Source organism: Caryophanon latum, from assembly GCF_001700325.1.
Taxonomy (GTDB): domain Bacteria; phylum Bacillota; class Bacilli; order Bacillales_A; family Planococcaceae; genus Caryophanon; species Caryophanon latum.
In genome coordinates this window covers 103,728-120,998 of record NZ_MATO01000012.1, presented here as the reverse complement: position 1 = coordinate 120,998, position 17,271 = coordinate 103,728, and the positions used below count along the sequence as shown (strand labels likewise).

Below are 17,271 nucleotides of genomic sequence, written 5' to 3'. Positions count from 1 at the left end.
ACTTTGTTTGAAACTCTAATTTTCTTTCACCGTCTATATATATAAGAAATACAAACACCACATAAAATGACACCGTATACGTAAATTGATACGAGTCGCTTGTACGTACGCGCTGTTTGAATCGAATAATTATGTCGATTGAAATAATAAAGACATACTGCATTCAACAGCAATAACACACTATAAATGATAATATAACCTTTAAAGTAAGGCTCCTGACGTAAACCAAATACTGTACCAACAACATTCGCAATGAGTAGTACACTCATAGTAATAACGATGATTTTCGCTGATATAATTACCCGCTTTGCGTTAAATTGCACAACTATATCATCTAAATACCGATTCATTTCTCACACCTCCACAACTTAAAATAATACTATAGAATCATTTATTTTACAATTAAATGGCTCTTCACCATAACTTGGGGTTGCTTTTCACGTCGAGGCAGGCTTTCCGCGGGCGCGGCTCAAGCAACTTTTATACGTCAACCCCAGCTTACGGTGATGAACGATATTAATAACTAAAAAAGACTGCACGGAAGCCGATAAATATCGACTCTTCTGCAGTCCTTTTTTGTATATTATCGTCTTGCTAACTTTTCAAACACCGTATGGAACGCTGCCACCGTTTTTGCAATGTGCTCTTCTGTATGCGCTGTCGATAAAAACAGCCCTTCAAACTGTGACGGTGGTAAGAAGATACCCTCTTCTGCCATTAACTTAAAGTATTCCGCAAATAACGCTAAGTCCGATGTTTTCGCCGTTTCGAAATCTACTACGTCCTCGTTCGTGAAGAAGAAGCCAATCATCGAGCCTGCGCGGTTTACTGTATGTGGAATGTTGTACTTCGTCGCCGCTTCACGGAAACCTGCCTCTAATTGGTCGCCAAGCTTTTGGAAATATACGTACGATTCAGGTGTTAACTGCGAAAGCGTCGCATAACCTGCCGTCATCGCTAATGGATTCCCTGATAACGTTCCTGCTTGATAAATCGGTCCAGCTGGTGCGATTTGCTCCATAATTTCGCGCTTTCCTGCAAATGCGCCTACCGGTAAACCGCCGCCGATTACTTTCCCAAGCGTCGTTAAGTCTGGTGTCACACCGTAATAGCCTTGCGCACAGCCGTAATCAACGCGGAAGCCCGTCATAACTTCATCGAAAATTAAAATCGTACCGTGCTCCTCTGTTAACGCACGTAATCCTGTTAAAAACTCCTTGCTCGGTGGCACAACGCCCATGTTGCCTGCGACTGGTTCGACGATGACTGCTGCTAGCTCGCTGCCAAACTTGTCAAATACAATTTTCGCCGCTTCTAAGTCGTTGTACGCAACTGTTAATGTATTTTTCGCAATGTCTGCTGGCACACCAGGTGAATCTGGTAACCCAAGCGTTGCAACACCTGAACCTGCTTTAATTAATAATGAATCGCCGTGCCCGTGGTATGAGCCTTCGAATTTTAAAATTTTGTCGCGACTTGTGACACCACGCGCTAGACGAAGTGCTGACATCGTTGCTTCTGTACCAGATGATACGAAACGAATCATTTCAATGCCAGGTACGCGGTCCATCACAAGTTTCGCTAATGCTGTTTCCGATAGTGACGGTGCACCAAATGACGTCGCTTTCGCTGCTTGCGTTTGAATCGCTTCGACTACTTTTGGCTCCGAGTGACCTAAAATTAAAGGTCCCCATGATAATACGTAGTCGATGTATTCATTGCCATCGATATCCGTAATAATTGCCCCTTGCCCTGATTCCATGAAAATCGGATCCATGTTTACTGATTTGAATGCGCGTACTGGTGAGTTTACCCCACCTGGCATTAAGTCAACTGCTTCTGTATATGCTTGCTTTGATTTTTCATATGAACGCATCATTATTCTCCTTTTAACCAACGTGCCGCATCTTTTGCATGGTACGTAATAATTAAGTCTGATCCTGCTCGCTTCATGCCGAGTAACGTCTCAAGCACGACTGATTTTTCATCTACCCAGCCGTTTTGTGCTGCTGCTTTGACCATCGCATATTCGCCTGATACGTTGTACGCCACGATCGGTAGCGGATGTGTATTTTTCATATCGCGAATGATGTCTAAATAAGCAAGTGCAGGTTTAACGATTAAGAAGTCTGCTCCTTCGTCGACATCTGATTGTGCTTCGCGGAATGCTTCTTGACGGTTCGCCGGGTCCATTTGATACGTTTTACGGTCGCCAAATTTCGGTGCGCCGTCTGCAGCTTCACGGAACGGTCCGTAGTAGCTTGATGCGTATTTCACCGCATAGGACATAATCGGTAAATGCGCATAACCCGCTTCATCTAATGCATGACGAATTGCCACTACGAAGCCGTCCATCATATTTGACGGTGCGATAATGTCCGCGCCCGCTTTTGCTTGGGCAACGGCTGTACGCGCTAGTAAATCAAGTGATGGGTCGTTTAAAATTTGATCTCCTTCTACAACACCGCAATGCCCGTGATCTGTATATTCACAAAGACACGTATCGGCAACGACTAATAAATGTGGATATAGCTCTTTTGCTCGACGTGTCGCCTTTTGAATAATGCCGTGGTCGTGGAATGCGCCTGTTCCTTCTGCGTCTTTTTCTGCCGGTAAGCCGAATAAAATGACCGCTTGAATGCCTAAGTCTACCGCTTCTTTTAACTCTTGTTCAAACGTATCAAGTGAAAACTGATAAATGCCTGGCATCGAGTTAATCGGGTTTTTAATGCCTGTTCCTTCTGCGACGAAAATTGGGTAAATGAAATCTTCAACGTGTAAATGCGTCTCCTTCACTAATGCACGCATCGCCGCTGTATGACGCAGGCGACGGTGACGTTTAAATGATAAGTTTGTCATAGTCGTTCCCTCACTTTGTTGAATAATCAGCTCAACCACCGCCTCCATCGTATACGTAGACGGCTGCAAAATATGTTTTGCCCCCGCCTCCTGTAACGCGGCAGTCGTAATGTGACCGATTGATGCGACGCGCACTCGTTCCCAAGCGACGTATGGCAGCACTGATTGTGTATATGTACGCACCGCAGACGGACTTGCAAAAATGACTGTCGCGTGCGGCGTCGTTTGCAAAATATGCGCGAGCTGCTGTGCGTTTTTTTCATGTTCTACCGTATCATAAACGATCCATGACTGTACAGAGAATGGCAGCTGCTCGATCGTATTTTTTGCTAAATTGCCTTTGCAAAATAAACAGCGTGCGTCTTGACTTGCAACGCGCGGAAATTCCTGTATGAACACGTCCGCACTGAAGACGCTCGGCACGAAATGCACGGTCAGCCCGAGCGCTTCAAGTGCCGCCTTCGTTTTCGTGCCGACTGCCGCGATTTGGCACGTAATCGAACGAATCGCAACGCCGTGACGTGCACATTTTGCCGCAAACGCATCGACCGCATTTTGACTCGTGAACAACAGCCAATCAAACGTATTAAGCTGCGCAAGCAATGGACGGTCGTCTTCTGAAATACGCTCTTTTGTCGCAATAAGGGGCAAGTACAATACTTGCCCCCCGCACGCTTCTATTTGCTGTTGTACGCTGTTCGTTTTTGCTGAACCGGTAATGACAATCGTTTCGTTTTCTAAACTACTCGGCATTTTGCTCAGCCTTCACGCGCTGAATTAGGTCGAATGCTCCTTGCTCTGTTAGCTTTTTCGCTACCGCTTCGCCAACTGCTACAGCGTCTGTACCTGTTACCGTCTCTTTATATACAACCGATGCGTCTGGTGAAGCAACTAAGCCTGTTAACGTCACGCTGTCGCCTTCTACCGTTGCATAACCTGCAATTGGTACTTGGCAGCCGCCGTCCATCGCTGCAAGGAATGTACGCTCCGCATGTGCTGTCGTCCACGTTGCTGCGTCTGTTAGTTTCGCTAACTGTGCAAGAAGCTCCTCATCATCTGCACGGCATTCAATACCGAGTGAGCCTTGTGCAACAGCTGGTAAACAAACGTCTATGTCTAAATATTCCGTTACGACATCTTCACTCCAGCCAAGACGTTTTAAGCCTGCCGCTGCTAAAATGATCGCATCGTAGTTTTCTGTTTCCAGCTTGTTTAAACGCGTGTCGACATTGCCGCGAATCCATTGAATCGTTAAGTCCGGACGAGCTGTTAATAGCTGGGCAGAGCGACGTAATGAGCTCGTGCCAACGACCGCGCCTGATGGTAAGTCCGCAAACTTCACATGTCCGTTTGAAATGAACGCATCTCGAGCATCTTCACGCGGTGGAATGCAGCCAATCGTTAAGCCTTCTGGTAATACAGCTGGCATATCTTTCATTGAGTGCACCGCAAAGTCGATTTCTTTATCGTATAACGCTTGCTCGATTTCTTTAACGAATAACCCTTTACCGCCTACTTTTGAAAGCTGCACGTCTAAAATGCGATCGCCTTTTGTGACGATTTCTTTTACTTCAAATTCAAACGGTACGCCCGCTGCTTTTAATTCGTTAATGAACCAATTCGTTTGCGTTAACGCTAATTTACTTTTACGTGACCCGACAATAATTTTTCTCAATACAATCCAACCTTTCTATCCCTAATACCAAACATGGAAGTTCGATAAAGAGTTCCCTAAAAAGAAATTAATGATTAAAAATAAATACGCATATACATGCACCCACGCATATTGCGTACCAATTAAACGCCCTAAGCGACTTGCATATAAAATGACGCTATACAGCAGCGCTAAAATAAATGAGCCGACAATTTTAAAGTCAAAAATCGACACATCATCAATCGTCAGCAGCGCCCATTCCGAGCCTAAAATTAAACTCACAACGAGTAAGCAAATGCCGACAAGTGCGCTAAAGTGAATCCATCTCGTTGTCGCATCTAATGACGGTAAGCGCGTCCATTGCTTTGAAAACTTTTTCTTTTTCAATACGCGATACAGCAAAATATATAAAATTGCAAACACAAAGCTAAGCGAAAACGCCGCGTACGCTAAAATGCCAAAGCCGATATGAATAAGCAGCATTTCCGATACCATCGTCGTTGCGACTACGTTCGTATTGTTCGGCGCAAACGTATGAATCGTCGTAAAAATAAAGGCTAAAATATTGACGAAAAATACTGGCAAGTCCGCGCGTGCAAAACAATGCAACGCAATCGAAATTGTGATGAGTAGCCACGCATAAAAGAAAATACCTTCATATAGCGACAAAATCGGAAAGCGCTTCGTTTCAAATACGAAGTTAACTAAAAATAACGTTTGTGCAACCCATACGAGCGACACGAGCCAAAACGCCCGACGCTTTGCTTTTGGCACTTTATATAAATAATCGACAACATATAAAATAATACTGACTGCGTATACGATAATCATTAGCTCATATAATCCAGCAGTCATGACATGTACCATAAGCAATCCCTTCTTCTTTATATAAATGCACGCAATGTAAGGCGTTCATCTACATATGTGCTCGTTTTGTCTATCCCATTACAAAACAAGCGCTCTCGCACATAGTGTATCACATCTGTGCGAAAACGCTGTCGTATTTACGCTCTTTTTTTCGTTGCGCTAAATATTAATATAGCATGTCAGCACGTAACGTACTTGCTTGCGGTGACGATTGCTTCGCTGACGTACGCTGCTGCGCAATTTCTTCCTCAACTGCCTCTTCAATACCGAAAATTTGCTGGAATAATTCAAGCTTTTCCGCCGCATTTTTCTCGGTTGCAAGCTCTTTCGCCTGCAAAATCGGATCTTTTAATAGCTGATTAATAATTGATTTCGTATGCTTACTTAACAGCTTACGTTCACGCTCCGTTAAGTTTGGCATTTTATTTTCAATGCTCGCCATCGTTTCTTCTTGAATAGTAGACGCCTTTTTACGCAGTGCAGCAATGACTGGCACGACACCGAGCGTTTGCACCCATTCTTTAAACTGGCGCACCTCACCTGTAATCATGTCCTCAATTTGCATCGCTGCTCGTTCACGCTCGGCTAAGTTCGCCTCGACAATCCCTTGTAAATCATCAATATCATATAGGAAAACGTTCGCCAAATCACCGACGCGCGGATCAATGTCACGTGGCACTGCAATGTCGACTAAAAATAACGGCTTGCCTTTACGTAAACGATCGACGTATTGCATCACTTCAAAATCGATGACGTAATTTGTCGCACCTGTAGACGTAATTAAAATGTCCGCCTCTAGCAACGTGCATTGTAGCTCTTGCATCGATTTTGCTTGCCCATTAAACTTCGCCGCTAATGTCGCTGCCTTCTCAAGCGTACGATTGACAACTGTTACTTCACCAACACCACTACCGTATAAGTTTTCCATCGCAAGCTCACCCATTTGTCCCGCACCGAGAATGGCAACGTGCTTTTTGCTCAGTGAGCCGAAAATTTTCTTCGCAAGCTCCACTGCCGCATACGATACGGATACTGCATTCTCACCAATTGCTGTTTCCGTATGCGCGCGTTTTGCAAACGTTACGGCTTGCTTAAATAATTGATTGTATACCGTACCTGTTGAACCAAGCTCCTGCCCGTTTAAAAAGCTCTTTCTCACTTGACCTAAAATTTGCGTTTCACCAAGAACCATCGAATCAATACCAGCAGATACACGGAATAAATGCTGCACCGCTTCGTCTTGCTCTTTAATAATTAAATGTGGTGAAAACTCTTCCATTGGCATATGAAACCATTCAGCTAAAAATTGCTTGATATAATAGCGACCTGTATGTAGTTGGTCTACAACCGCATAAATTTCCGTACGATTACATGTTGATACAATGACATTTTCTAATACGCTTTTTTGCTGCTGTAATGCTGCCATTGCTTCCGGAATTGTATGCTCTGCAAACGATAATTTCTCACGGATTTCAACAGGCGCTGTTTTATAATTCAAGCCTACGACTAAAGTATGCATGAACCCCCGACACCTCACACCTTCAAATTCATAATGATTAGTATAACATAAAGCTTACCCTACTTTTGCTCACATAGATAGAGTGAAAACGTTTGTTCTTAATTAGAATAATTATAAAGTAAGTGTAACAAAAGCGTTTTTCAAAAGCAATGTCGTTGCTCAATTGTAACAAAATGTTTGTCGTAATCGTGAAAATTCGGTCATGGCGTATGCAACGAAAAAGCGTTATCGGAAAAATAAACTCTTCCGATAACGCCCTTTTGCTGTTAGACTACGCTACGTTACGCGGACGCTTTCTTAGGGGAACGCGCAAGTCTCTCGACACGTTCTTTTCCCATAGGAGTCGCCGCTTCACTCGCTCCGTCATTAAATTTTCACGATGAATATCATCTGTTATGCGATTTTGTATCCCAAACTCTTTTTATGTTAACGCATATTCGGTAATGCTTGTTCAATTTGCTTCGTTGCTAATACGTTTCCGTTTGCATCGAGCGCTTTAATTTGCATCTCCTGCTGAATGGCAAGCCCTGAAAGCTGACGTCGCTTCATCGTTAGACGATAATTCGATTCATTCCGCGGCTTGAGCGTAAAGTCTACTGTGCCTCGCGGTAGCTCGTAACTCGCTACTAGCGATACGATGTCGCCGCACGCTTCGTTTACTGAAGCTGTAATGGCCATTAACGTACGCGTCGAACGCACCGATACGTTTGTGAAAATTGAGCTGTCGTATACGCAAGCATCGACTGCTGTTTTACATAAAATAATTTGTGTTAACGCCTCGTATACGTTGTGCAGCTGCATAATTGTGCTGACGTTGAAATATTGTCCACCTGTTTGTGTCGCAATTTTTCGAAGTGAGTTGTCATCAATTTGTGCCCCTGTACCGTACCCAATTGTGTATACTTTAATACCTTTTGTTTTGTACTCTTGAATGACGTTATCTAAATTCGTCGTACGTGTTTTCCCATCTGAAATGATGATCATTACTTTTTCTGTCGTTGTCGTCGTGTAATGCGTTAACGCGGTTTTCATCGCAGCTGGAATGTCAGTTACACCGCGCGCTTTTACGTCGTTGTACGGCTTCAAGTTCGCCACGTCCGTCGCATTCCCTTTTGCTTCAAGCGACGTTGTACGACCGAAGCTCATCGCGATATTTGTCGCCTGCTCCATATGACGAATAAACTTGTGCGTTTCTGTTGCGCGTGCATTTTCTTGGTCTACGCGATTCATTGAGCCTGAGTAGTCAAGTAAGTATGCCATTTCAACAGTCGGTAAACATGTTTTTTCATTAAACGGCTGACTTGTATAAAATTGCTTCGTTACAACTTCATTTACAACGTCCTTTAAAATCGAGTCGTACGCTGAGTCTGTACGTACAATTTTAGCTGAAATTTCTGACTCACCGTATGCGATCGAGTTGAAGTATGCAACCGCTACGCCAGCTGAACCTTTTCCAGTCGTATGGTCGATTGTGTTCGTCACAAATTTTGCGACTTGTGTTTCACCGTTAAAGCTAATTTCAACATCACCTAAATAATCGGTAATGATTTGCCCACCTGGACGAGATAGCGTTACGAGTACTTTCGTGTAGCCATCAAAGCCTGGTGGTACGTCCGCTTTATCGTTCGCTTCAATTAAGCTATCCATTTTCGCAAATAAACTTTGCAAGTCTGAATAAGAACGACCGCTTTGATATAGTAAGTAGCTATCTTTATCAAAGTTCGATAAGTCGTTAAACATGCCGCGCAGCACTTCTACTGAGTCGCGGTTACCGATTGCTACTGTTGCCGCTGTTGGCACGAATTTTTGTAGTACCATCAGTGGTGTGAACGCATAATATTCATCAGCTTCTTCATGAATTGGTAGCACCGAATGTAAGCCCATAATTTCAAACTGAATGCGCCCTTCATCGTTCACTGTGTAAATTACTTTTAAGTACGTGTCAATTGGTTGAATATCTAATTCTGTATCTCCGTATAAATACGTCTCCACAATACGCTCAAAAATTTCCGGTGTAATGCGCGTTCCTTCGTATAAAAGTGCCGCATATTCGTAATCAACGAACGCTGTAATTAAATCGTTATTTTGCTGCATGCCATAATCATCACGGTACGACTCATATTTACGCGCTGTAAAAATACGATTTGAAATGTCGATGTCACGAATATCTACTTCACCTGGTGTTAAAAATACGTCTGTACCTGTTGCGCCTTCACCAAACGGTAAACCTGGCAATGGATCTGGTAATGCACCGACATCACCTTGGTCTTCCTGCGGCTGTTGTGGGTCAAACACTTCATAGTTCATGACCATTTCCGCTTTCGGTGTATATTGTAGCTGTGCGTTCACTGGCGCACGTGTGTAACATTCCACCGTGCTATCTGACGTTGTTTCAACCATTTTAAATGAAATGATGTCGACAACGGAACGCGTTAATGCTGGTGCGATAATGTTAACTGAAATCGAACCGCCGTCTGATTGCACTGTTCCTACAACTTCGCCTGTTGAGTCAATGACTTGTGCACCAAACTTCGACGTCACCTCAAACGTGTACGATTTCGATTTATTGACGTCTGCCCCTGTACATGTGTTGAATTCGAACGAGATGTTCGTCATATCACGACCATTCGCATTTAATTCTGTTTTCGTAATGTCCATATTTTTTACACGATTGCTCCACGCTGGGTTGCTCGCGCTATCATTCGCATCTGCTTCTGGTGTCGGAATTGGCAATGGCGTTTCAGTGAATCCTGCTGGCAACGTAATTTTTTGATTATCTTTACCGCTCGCCTCGCCGCTAATTCCTTTTACAGAGAAGTTGCCTTTTCGTGCAATATTGTATAAAAACTTCGCCGCCTCTAAACGTGTAAGCTCTTCATTTGGCGCAAAATCTTCATACGTACGCTTATCTGTTTTCCCTGCTGTTACTTCGTTAATGTATAAAAGTTGTACCGCATATAGCTCCGATAAATCATAACCTTTAAACGCTGCGTAAATGCGAGCAAAGTCGCCGCGCGTTACGTTTTCGTTTCGCCCTGTGTTATCGAATGTCCCTTTGTATGGAATGTTGTATTCCTCATAAAAGTTATAAACGACAGACGTTTCAAAGCCGTTAAATGATGGAAAGTCTTTATCTAAATGTGCTAAAGCACGCGCTAGTTGTACTTCAGTCATAACCGATTGTGGTCGGAAATAATTATTATCTAGCAATTCTTGCATAACGTTATCGGCCGCCCAATTAATTTCACGTGCGTTTGGATCCGTTGCTGGCACGTCCGTTAATGTTGCCGCCTTTGAAGACATCGGTGCAGCAGCGAGCGTTACGAGAAATAATACTGCTACAACGAGCCATCGTCGCATTGTCTTGTTCATCGGCTTTCACCTTTCTTTATTGTAAAGTGAGAAGTGGTGCGAGCATACGCCCGCTCCCTTCATTTAGTTGAATAATAAAATATCATCGCGATAATTTTGCTGTAAATCTTCCTCTAAGTATTGTAAGAAACGCGTAATAATGGCCGATGCTTGCGCGCGTGTAAGCGGTTTATACGGATTAAACATATTCGTCGCTGGGTCGCCCATCATAATGCCAAGCTCCTGTGCAATGTATACGCCGTCGCGTGCATAGTCTGCAATGCGCGCATCATCTGCATATGACGTTTGGTATCCTGGGTCTGGCGCGTTATGCTCCATACCGAGTGCGCGTACGATAATGACTGCCGCTTGCTGACGCGTTAATGAATCTTTCGGTTTAAACAAGCCGTTTTCACCTCGCAGCACACCTTTTTCAACGATGCTCGCAAAATATGAATAATCATTGCGCTCCTTCGTTGATTTCGGTACGCTCACATCGTCAAACAATGCTTTTGGTGTTGGATTTTTTTTCGTCGGTTTTTCTAGCTCTACACGTGAATCAATCGCCTTTGCAACTGCGACTGAGAAATCGTAACGCTGCATCGGTGTACCTGGTGAGAAGAAATTGCTATCATCATCATATACGCCAAGTGAGTATAGCTTCTCAATATCTGGCTTTGCCCAGTGTGTCGCTAAATCGCGGAACTTTGGCACAGCTAAACGTTCGTTGCGAGTACTATATTCCGTATCGAGTTGAATTTTGCCTTCGCTTTTTAACGTAGGGATAGCATATTCATATTCTGAAATGACATCAGCGTTCGTTACAACTAAATAGCCACCTGGTACATTCGCTAACGACGGTGTACTTTCCTCATACGTTAACGTTTTTGTCTTGCTGTTGGACACGCGGTTTTTCACCGAGTACGTTCCTAAATCTTCATGCATATAAATTGCATCGGTTAGCTTCGTTTCCGTCGCACCCCAGAAGTTTTCATAGCCGCTATTTTCACTCGTTACGTACACTTCAATACGCTTTGGCTTCTCGTCTTTTCCAGCCTCTGTTTCGTAAATTTTACGAATCGTTGCATTGCCTGAAAAATACGTATTCGCCGCTAGCTTGTCATACCAAATCGAGTTTGAATATTGATAGTCCTTTAAAATATACGTAATATCATCAATGACAATTTCTTCTTTAAACGATCGGACGTTCCCATTTTCTGTATACTGCCCGACTGCTGGCTGTGTTTTCACATCGTATTCATACGTGTATGTGCGCGTTAATTCATCGCCGTCCGGATTGACCATTTTTAATGAATGCGTCTCTGTGCGCTTGCCGCTTTTTTCACTTTCCGTAAACTTCGCGACTTTTGAATCTCCTTTGAATGTTACCGGCTGTCCTGTAAGAAAAACAACTTCCTCATATTCGTATTCATTCATAATACCGCCGTACACGTCAGGAGCTTTTGCGTCTGCTTCGTTTATATGAAGACTAGCAGCTAGTGCAAGTGCAGCTGCCAATGTTGCGCTCGCCTTCATAAATCGTTTTGTAATCATGCGTTGTGCCCCTTTCTACAAGGCAAAAGGAGTAAGCGCTCAGTGGCTACTCCTTTGCTCGTTAATTAATTAGTATGAAGTGTGGCTCACTATTTGCGTTAAGTAACACGTAAATATGGTCACCTGGTGCAAGCTGTTCCATTTCAATGCGCTTACCATCTTTAATAATGATTGATTTTTCTAATTCGAAGTTTGCTGATGCGTTTACACTACTCCAGCCGCCATCTAGCCATTCGTTTGCTGAATGTACTGTAAATGTTGCTGGCTGTACTGTATTTACCGTATCGACAATCGCTGTCATGATCGTTTCACTATTGCGCTCAACTGGATCGATGAAATAAATCGTATCAATCATGCCATCTTCTACGTAGAAGTAACCGTACGTTGGCTCAGTGTATAAGCCAAGCTCTGTTTCTGCATCAAGTGATAATAACGTGTTGTTAATGTATTCATATGCTGCTGTCGTATTTGTGTACTGTAGCTCAACTAAGTCTTCCTCAGTTTCTTGCCAATAGTTGTTCGTCAGCTTCATCGCATCTGTTAGCTCGACGTTGTAGCCGTCCACCCAGTCCAATGCGCCGAAATATAGCTCATGGTCAGCTAAGTTCGCTGACGTAAAGCCGTTTGACGTCGTGTAAATCATGTTTGCTACTTCTGTATTTCCTTGTGGCTGTGTAATCGCAAACGCTTTTCCTTGACCGACAAGGCTCGTTTCTTCAATTAAACGACCGTTGCGTACGAAAATCGTGCCGCCGTGGTAGTATAGGAAATTTAACGTATCTAAACGCATGTAGTTGTTCGTCGGATCAACGCTCGTAATAAGCCCTTCATACGAACGTTCGCGCATGCTCAGAACGATTACTTTTTCGACTACTTCTTGACCGAACGTATTTGTCGTCACGTAATACACTTCACTGCCACGGTAATTGCTTAGCTGGCTACGCGAAATTTGCATACCACCAACGTAGTACGATGTTTTACTCGTCGTTTTATATGCTTTTAATCGCGTGTCGCGGTTTTGCTGGAAGTCCCAGTTTTTAAATTGCTCCTCATTGCGCACCGTTAAGCGATTTGTCGTGCCTGAAAATAAATGCAAACGTGCCTTATAAATACCTGACACTCTCGTCCCTACGTCGCTCATCGTCACGCGTGTAGCTGTGGAAGATGAGGCTGATGAGAAACGAAGCTGCACTCGATCACCGATAAACATCGAGGCAAGTGTCGCTTGGTTGCTGTTTTTAAAGTACTCTGTATTGTTGTTTACATAGTATTGACGCTCACGACCGCTATCTGGCTTCACCGAAATGAACATGCCGTACGGATCGATTTCCGTTACAATACCTGTTACTGAGCGCGAGTTCGCATTAATTTGACCGCTCGTACTCGTATTTGCTTCACCGAACTGTGCATCTTCATTCGACGTATCCTCCGACACACCGCGCATATCTGTAATGCGGCGCAGCGTTACGTTCGCCGTTACCATCATGCCTGGCTTAAAGCCGGTAATCGTCGTTGCTGTATTGTTAATATACAGACTAGCAAGTGAATTGAGGAAGTACGTACGTTCACTCCCGTCACTTGCGCGCAATGTTACTTGGTTCAACTCCTGCCCTGTTACATTTCCTTTTTCGTCCATTGTATCGCGGTACACGGCTTCAACAAACTCACCTTGCACCGTTGCGGCTGACGCTGGCTGCACTGGAAATGCAAAAAAGCAAAGGAGTGCAAGCAACAAGCCATAAACATAATTTGCTTTCACTTGAATTCCTCCTACTTCTACTATTGCGTTTTATTCGTTTTTCACTATAAGCTTTTGGCGCTCTTTACGTCGAGCAACATCTTTTCTTAATCCAAAATTGCAGTGATCAACTTGTTATGCTCATTTATGTAGATGTGCCTATACAGACACGTCTCATCGTTCATCACGTTAAACGGAAATGTCAATTGATTGACCTAATGTTGGATGTGGCGCGCTCGCTTCAAATGATTGTACAAGCTGCTCCGTCATTTCTGTTTGTGCATCCATCGCCATACTTGTAACAGCTAATGACACTTGCTGCATCATGTTGACTTGCGCTAATTGTGTTGATAATGCTGCGATATCCATAACTACACCTCCATAGTATATGTATCGGAAGCGTTCGCAAAAACTCTAGTGCTTTTTTGATTTCAAGCGATAAACCTTGTTTATTGCCATATTACGGTACAGAGCGCGACTATTTAGCTACAGCTCGTTCGTAAGCAATCGCATAGCGCGACTTAACAGAAGCTCAACGCGATGGCGCACACAAATCGTCGGAGCGCCGTGTCATCTATCACGACGTAAAAAAGGTGTGCCCAAGTTAAACTTGGTACACACCTTCACGCTTTGCTTACATGCGCTTTTCAATTTCCGCCCATGCTTCGTCATAGCCTAACCCTTTTTCTGATGAGAAGACGATAATCGGATCATTCGCATCCATTTCTAACACTTTTTTAATGATGCTTTTATGCTTATCCCATTTACCTTTAGGAATTTTATCTGCCTTCGTCGCGATGATGATGACCGGAATGTTGTAATGCTTTAAAAAGTCATACATCATGCAGTCGTCGTTTGATGGTTCGTGACGAATGTCGATAATTTGCACGACCGCTTTTAACGGCTCGCGACCTGTGAAGTAGCGCTCAATCATTTTGCCCCACGCTTCACGCTCGCGCTTTGATACTTTTGCATAACCGTAACCAGGTACGTCGACGAAAAACAGCTGCTCTTCAATTTTGTAGAAGTTTAGCGTTTGTGTTTTCCCTGGCTTTGACGAAATACGCGCTAGCGCTTTACGTCCAATCATGCGGTTAATGAATGAAGATTTCCCTACGTTTGAGCGACCGGCTAAGGCGAACTCTGGGTAGCCATCTTCTGGGTATTGGTCTGGGCGTACAGCACTAATGACCATTTCTACGTTATGCACTTTCATTGTTTAAAACCCTCCATCTAACGCAGCCGAAAGTACTTCTTCTGCTGTAGATACTAATTTAAATGTAAGCTCATGACGTACGCTTTCTGGAATGTCATCAATGTCTCGTTCGTTATCTTTTGGAATAATAATTGTCGTTAAGCCTGCTCGGTGTGCGCTTAATGATTTCTCCTTTAAGCCACCGATTGGCAATACGCGACCACGCAGCGTAATTTCACCAGTCATACCTACTTCACGACGAATTGCTTTACCTGAAATGGCTGACACAATGGCAGTCGTCATCGTAATACCTGCAGATGGACCGTCCTTTGGCACAGCGCCCTCTGGTACGTGAATATGAATGTCATGCTTGTCGAAATAATCTGCTGCTAACTGTAATTTTTCCTGTAATGAACGGACGTATGTTAACGCAATCGATGCCGATTCCTTCATAACGTCGCCAAGCTTACCTGTTAATTGAAGCTTGCCTTTCCCTGGCGTAATCGAAACTTCAATTTGCAACGTATCGCCGCCTACTGTTGTGTAAGCAAGCCCTGTTGCGACACCGACTTGGTTTTCTGTTTCTGCTTGTCCGTGGCGGAAGCGATGTTTTCCTAACAACTCCACGACTACTTTTGAATTGATTGTGACGCGCTTTTTGTCACCCGAGACGATAATTTTCGCCGCCTTACGACAAATCGTTGCCATTTGGCGCTCTAAATTACGCACGCCTGCTTCACGCGTATAGTAACGAATAATGTCTTGCACCGCTTCGTCTTTAAACGTAATTTGCGTTTTCTTTAAGCCGTGCTCCTTCATTTGCTTCGGAATTAAATGATGGCGCGCAATGTCCATCTTCTCCACTTCCGTATAACCAGAAATCGTAATAATTTCCATACGGTCACGCAGCGGTCCTGGAATCGTGCTTAAATCATTGGCCGTTGCGATGAATAGCACTTTCGATAAATCGTACGGCTCCTCAATGTAATGATCGCTAAACGTGTTGTTTTGCTCCGGGTCTAACACTTCAAGCATTGCTGCTGATGGGTCGCCACGGAAGTCGTTTGACATTTTATCGATTTCATCAAGTAAAAACACTGGATTAATTGTGCCTGCTTTTTTCATCCCTTGTACGATGCGTCCTGGCATTGCCCCAACATACGTACGACGGTGACCGCGAATTTCCGACTCATCGCGCACACCACCGAGCGAAATGCGCACAAACTCACGCCCTAAGCTTTCGGCAACAGAACGCGCTAAGCTCGTTTTACCAACCCCTGGAGGTCCCGCTAAACAAATGATTGGTCCGCGTAGTGAGTTCATTAATTGACGCACAGATAAATACTCTAAAATACGCTCTTTTACTTTTTCAAGCCCATCATGGTCGCGATTTAAAATTTCCTCTGCATGCTTAATGTCTAAACGGTCTGTCGTTTCGTTCGTCCACGGAATGTTGACAAGCCATTCGACGTAATTGCGAATAACGCCCGACTCCGCACTTGCTGTCGGTAGCTTTTCGTAACGGTCAAGCTCCTTCAACGCAACTGCCTTCGTTGATTCCGGCATGCCCGATTCCTCAATGCGCTTCATTAAATCAGACACTTCGCCTGTTTTACCGTCGCGGTCGCCAAGCTCTTTTTGAATGACTTTCATTTGCTCACGTAAATAGTATTCCTTTTGCGTGCGCTCCATCGCTTGCTTTACTTTTGTGCTAATTTTGCGCTCTAAATTTAACACTTCTTGCTCATCATGTAAGCGAATCATTAAGTCGTCTAAACGTTTTTTCACGCTAATCGTCTCTAACACTTCTTGCTTTTCGTGAATTTTTAGCGGTAAATGCGATGCGATTGTGTCAGCAAATTTGCCTGGCTCCTCGATTGCACCTACTGTTTCCATCACTTCTGTCGCTACTTTGTTAGAAGACTTTGCATATTTTTCAAAATACGTCATCGTCGCACGCATAAGCGCCTCTGTTTCGGTATCTTTTTGTAAGCTATCATGCAATACATCAATGTCAGCTACTGCAAATTTTTCCTCTTCACGATATGCAAGCATTTTCCCACGTGCAATGCCTTCTACTAAAATACGCAGCGTCCCATTTGGCAGCTTTAACATTTGCTTTACAAACGCCACTGTACCGATTGTGTAAATGTCATGCTCTTTCGGCTGCTCCGTACGCAGTTCCTTTTGTGTCGTTAAAAAAATGATACGATCATTGTTCATCGTATGTTCTAATGCCGCTACAGAGCGTTCACGCCCAACATCGATATGTAAAACCATTGTCGGGTAAACGAGTAACCCACGTAAAGGTAATAAAGGGATATTTGTTGTATTTTTAATTTCTTTCATGCAGGCTCACACCTCCGTTAAATTTTGCTGCATTGTTTTTTATAAAAAGTCATAAATATGCGTGACTTTCGCCATGCATAGTTGGCGTACAAACGTAGTGTAACACGCGCTTCGCATTTCAACATCTTCTAGCACTCGCATGACGTTTATAAAGAGACAAAAAGAAAGCTGACTTCGCACAATGT

General features: G+C 43.7%; 12 protein-coding genes and 1 pseudogene. All 13 read right to left on the bottom strand.

The annotated features are described in order from the left end of the window. Positions 1 to 26: 26 nt before the first annotated feature. Positions 27 to 350 (bottom strand): hypothetical protein, encoded by a 324-nt coding sequence (locus A6K76_RS03320; protein ID WP_066462071.1) that lies wholly within the window; start codon positions 348 to 350, stop codon positions 27 to 29. A 233-nt stretch (positions 351 to 583) separates the two neighbouring features. Beyond that, positions 584 to 1,879, bottom strand: coding sequence for a glutamate-1-semialdehyde 2,1-aminomutase (gene hemL, locus A6K76_RS03315; RefSeq protein WP_211271730.1), 1,296 nt, complete (start codon positions 1,877 to 1,879; stop codon positions 584 to 586). Beyond that, positions 1,879 to 2,859 carry a porphobilinogen synthase gene (gene hemB / locus A6K76_RS16970; protein ID WP_066462091.1) on the bottom strand — a complete coding sequence of 327 codons (981 nt, stop codon included), beginning with the start codon at positions 2,857 to 2,859 and terminating at the stop codon, positions 1,879 to 1,881. The genes hemL and hemB overlap by 1 nt, the downstream gene beginning before the upstream one ends. A 45-nt stretch (positions 2,860 to 2,904) precedes the next feature. Further along, positions 2,905 to 3,612, bottom strand: a pseudogene (locus tag A6K76_RS16965) (uroporphyrinogen-III synthase); the annotation flags it as partial. Next, positions 3,602 to 4,534 carry a hydroxymethylbilane synthase gene (gene hemC / locus A6K76_RS03305; RefSeq protein WP_066462065.1) on the bottom strand — a complete coding sequence of 311 codons (933 nt, stop codon included), beginning with the start codon at positions 4,532 to 4,534 and terminating at the stop codon, positions 3,602 to 3,604. The gene hemC and the pseudogene A6K76_RS16965, both read right to left, overlap by 11 nt. 21 nt (positions 4,535 to 4,555) lie before the next feature. Further along, complete coding sequence (locus A6K76_RS03300; RefSeq protein WP_066462064.1) at positions 4,556 to 5,380, bottom strand: cytochrome C assembly family protein; 825 nt, start codon at positions 5,378 to 5,380, stop codon at positions 4,556 to 4,558. Positions 5,381 to 5,546: 166 nt separating this feature from the next. After that, entirely contained in the window at positions 5,547 to 6,899 is a 1,353-nt protein-coding gene (hemA, locus tag A6K76_RS03295; protein ID WP_066462063.1) for a glutamyl-tRNA reductase, read from the bottom strand. Between the two features lie 426 nt (positions 6,900 to 7,325). Beyond that, entirely contained in the window at positions 7,326 to 10,271 is a 2,946-nt protein-coding gene (locus A6K76_RS03290; RefSeq protein ID WP_066462062.1) for a vWA domain-containing protein, read from the bottom strand. Positions 10,272 to 10,334: 63 nt separating this feature from the next. Then, positions 10,335 to 11,804 carry an S-layer homology domain-containing protein gene (locus tag A6K76_RS03285; RefSeq protein WP_139108637.1) on the bottom strand — a complete coding sequence of 490 codons (1,470 nt, stop codon included), beginning with the start codon at positions 11,802 to 11,804 and terminating at the stop codon, positions 10,335 to 10,337. 61 nt (positions 11,805 to 11,865) lie between these two features. Next, a complete protein-coding gene (locus A6K76_RS03280) occupies positions 11,866 to 13,563 on the bottom strand; it encodes a hypothetical protein (protein ID WP_066462060.1) in 1,698 nt (565 codons plus the stop codon). A gap of 168 nt (positions 13,564 to 13,731) precedes the next feature. Further along, positions 13,732 to 13,911 (bottom strand): YjfB family protein, encoded by a 180-nt coding sequence (locus tag A6K76_RS03275; RefSeq protein WP_066462058.1) that lies wholly within the window; start codon positions 13,909 to 13,911, stop codon positions 13,732 to 13,734. Between the two features lie 265 nt (positions 13,912 to 14,176). After that, positions 14,177 to 14,758, bottom strand: coding sequence for a ribosome biogenesis GTP-binding protein YihA/YsxC (gene yihA, locus A6K76_RS03270; RefSeq protein ID WP_066462055.1), 582 nt, complete (start codon positions 14,756 to 14,758; stop codon positions 14,177 to 14,179). A 3-nt stretch (positions 14,759 to 14,761) separates the two neighbouring features. Next, positions 14,762 to 17,086 carry an endopeptidase La gene (gene lon, locus A6K76_RS03265; RefSeq protein WP_066462053.1) on the bottom strand — a complete coding sequence of 775 codons (2,325 nt, stop codon included), beginning with the start codon at positions 17,084 to 17,086 and terminating at the stop codon, positions 14,762 to 14,764. Between the last annotated feature and the right edge of the window lie 185 nt (positions 17,087 to 17,271).

Coding starts and splice junctions, on each gene's coding strand:
- A6K76_RS03320 (WP_066462071.1), bottom strand. CDS start 350: ATGAATCGGTATTTAGATGATATAGTTGTGCAATTTAACGCAAAGCGG.
- hemL (WP_211271730.1), bottom strand. CDS start 1,879: ATGATGCGTTCATATGAAAAATCAAAGCAAGCATATACAGAAGCAGTT.
- hemB (WP_066462091.1), bottom strand. CDS start 2,859: ATGACAAACTTATCATTTAAACGTCACCGTCGCCTGCGTCATACAGCG.
- A6K76_RS03300 (WP_066462064.1), bottom strand. CDS start 5,380: ATGGTACATGTCATGACTGCTGGATTATATGAGCTAATGATTATCGTA.
- hemA (WP_066462063.1), bottom strand. CDS start 6,899: ATGCATACTTTAGTCGTAGGCTTGAATTATAAAACAGCGCCTGTTGAA.
- A6K76_RS03290 (WP_066462062.1), bottom strand. CDS start 10,271: ATGAACAAGACAATGCGACGATGGCTCGTTGTAGCAGTATTATTTCTC.
- A6K76_RS03285 (WP_139108637.1), bottom strand. CDS start 11,804: ATGATTACAAAACGATTTATGAAGGCGAGCGCAACATTGGCAGCTGCA.
- A6K76_RS03275 (WP_066462058.1), bottom strand. CDS start 13,911: ATGGATATCGCAGCATTATCAACACAATTAGCGCAAGTCAACATGATG.
- yihA (WP_066462055.1), bottom strand. CDS start 14,758: ATGAAAGTGCATAACGTAGAAATGGTCATTAGTGCTGTACGCCCAGAC.
- lon (WP_066462053.1), bottom strand. CDS start 17,086: ATGAAAGAAATTAAAAATACAACAAATATCCCTTTATTACCTTTACGT.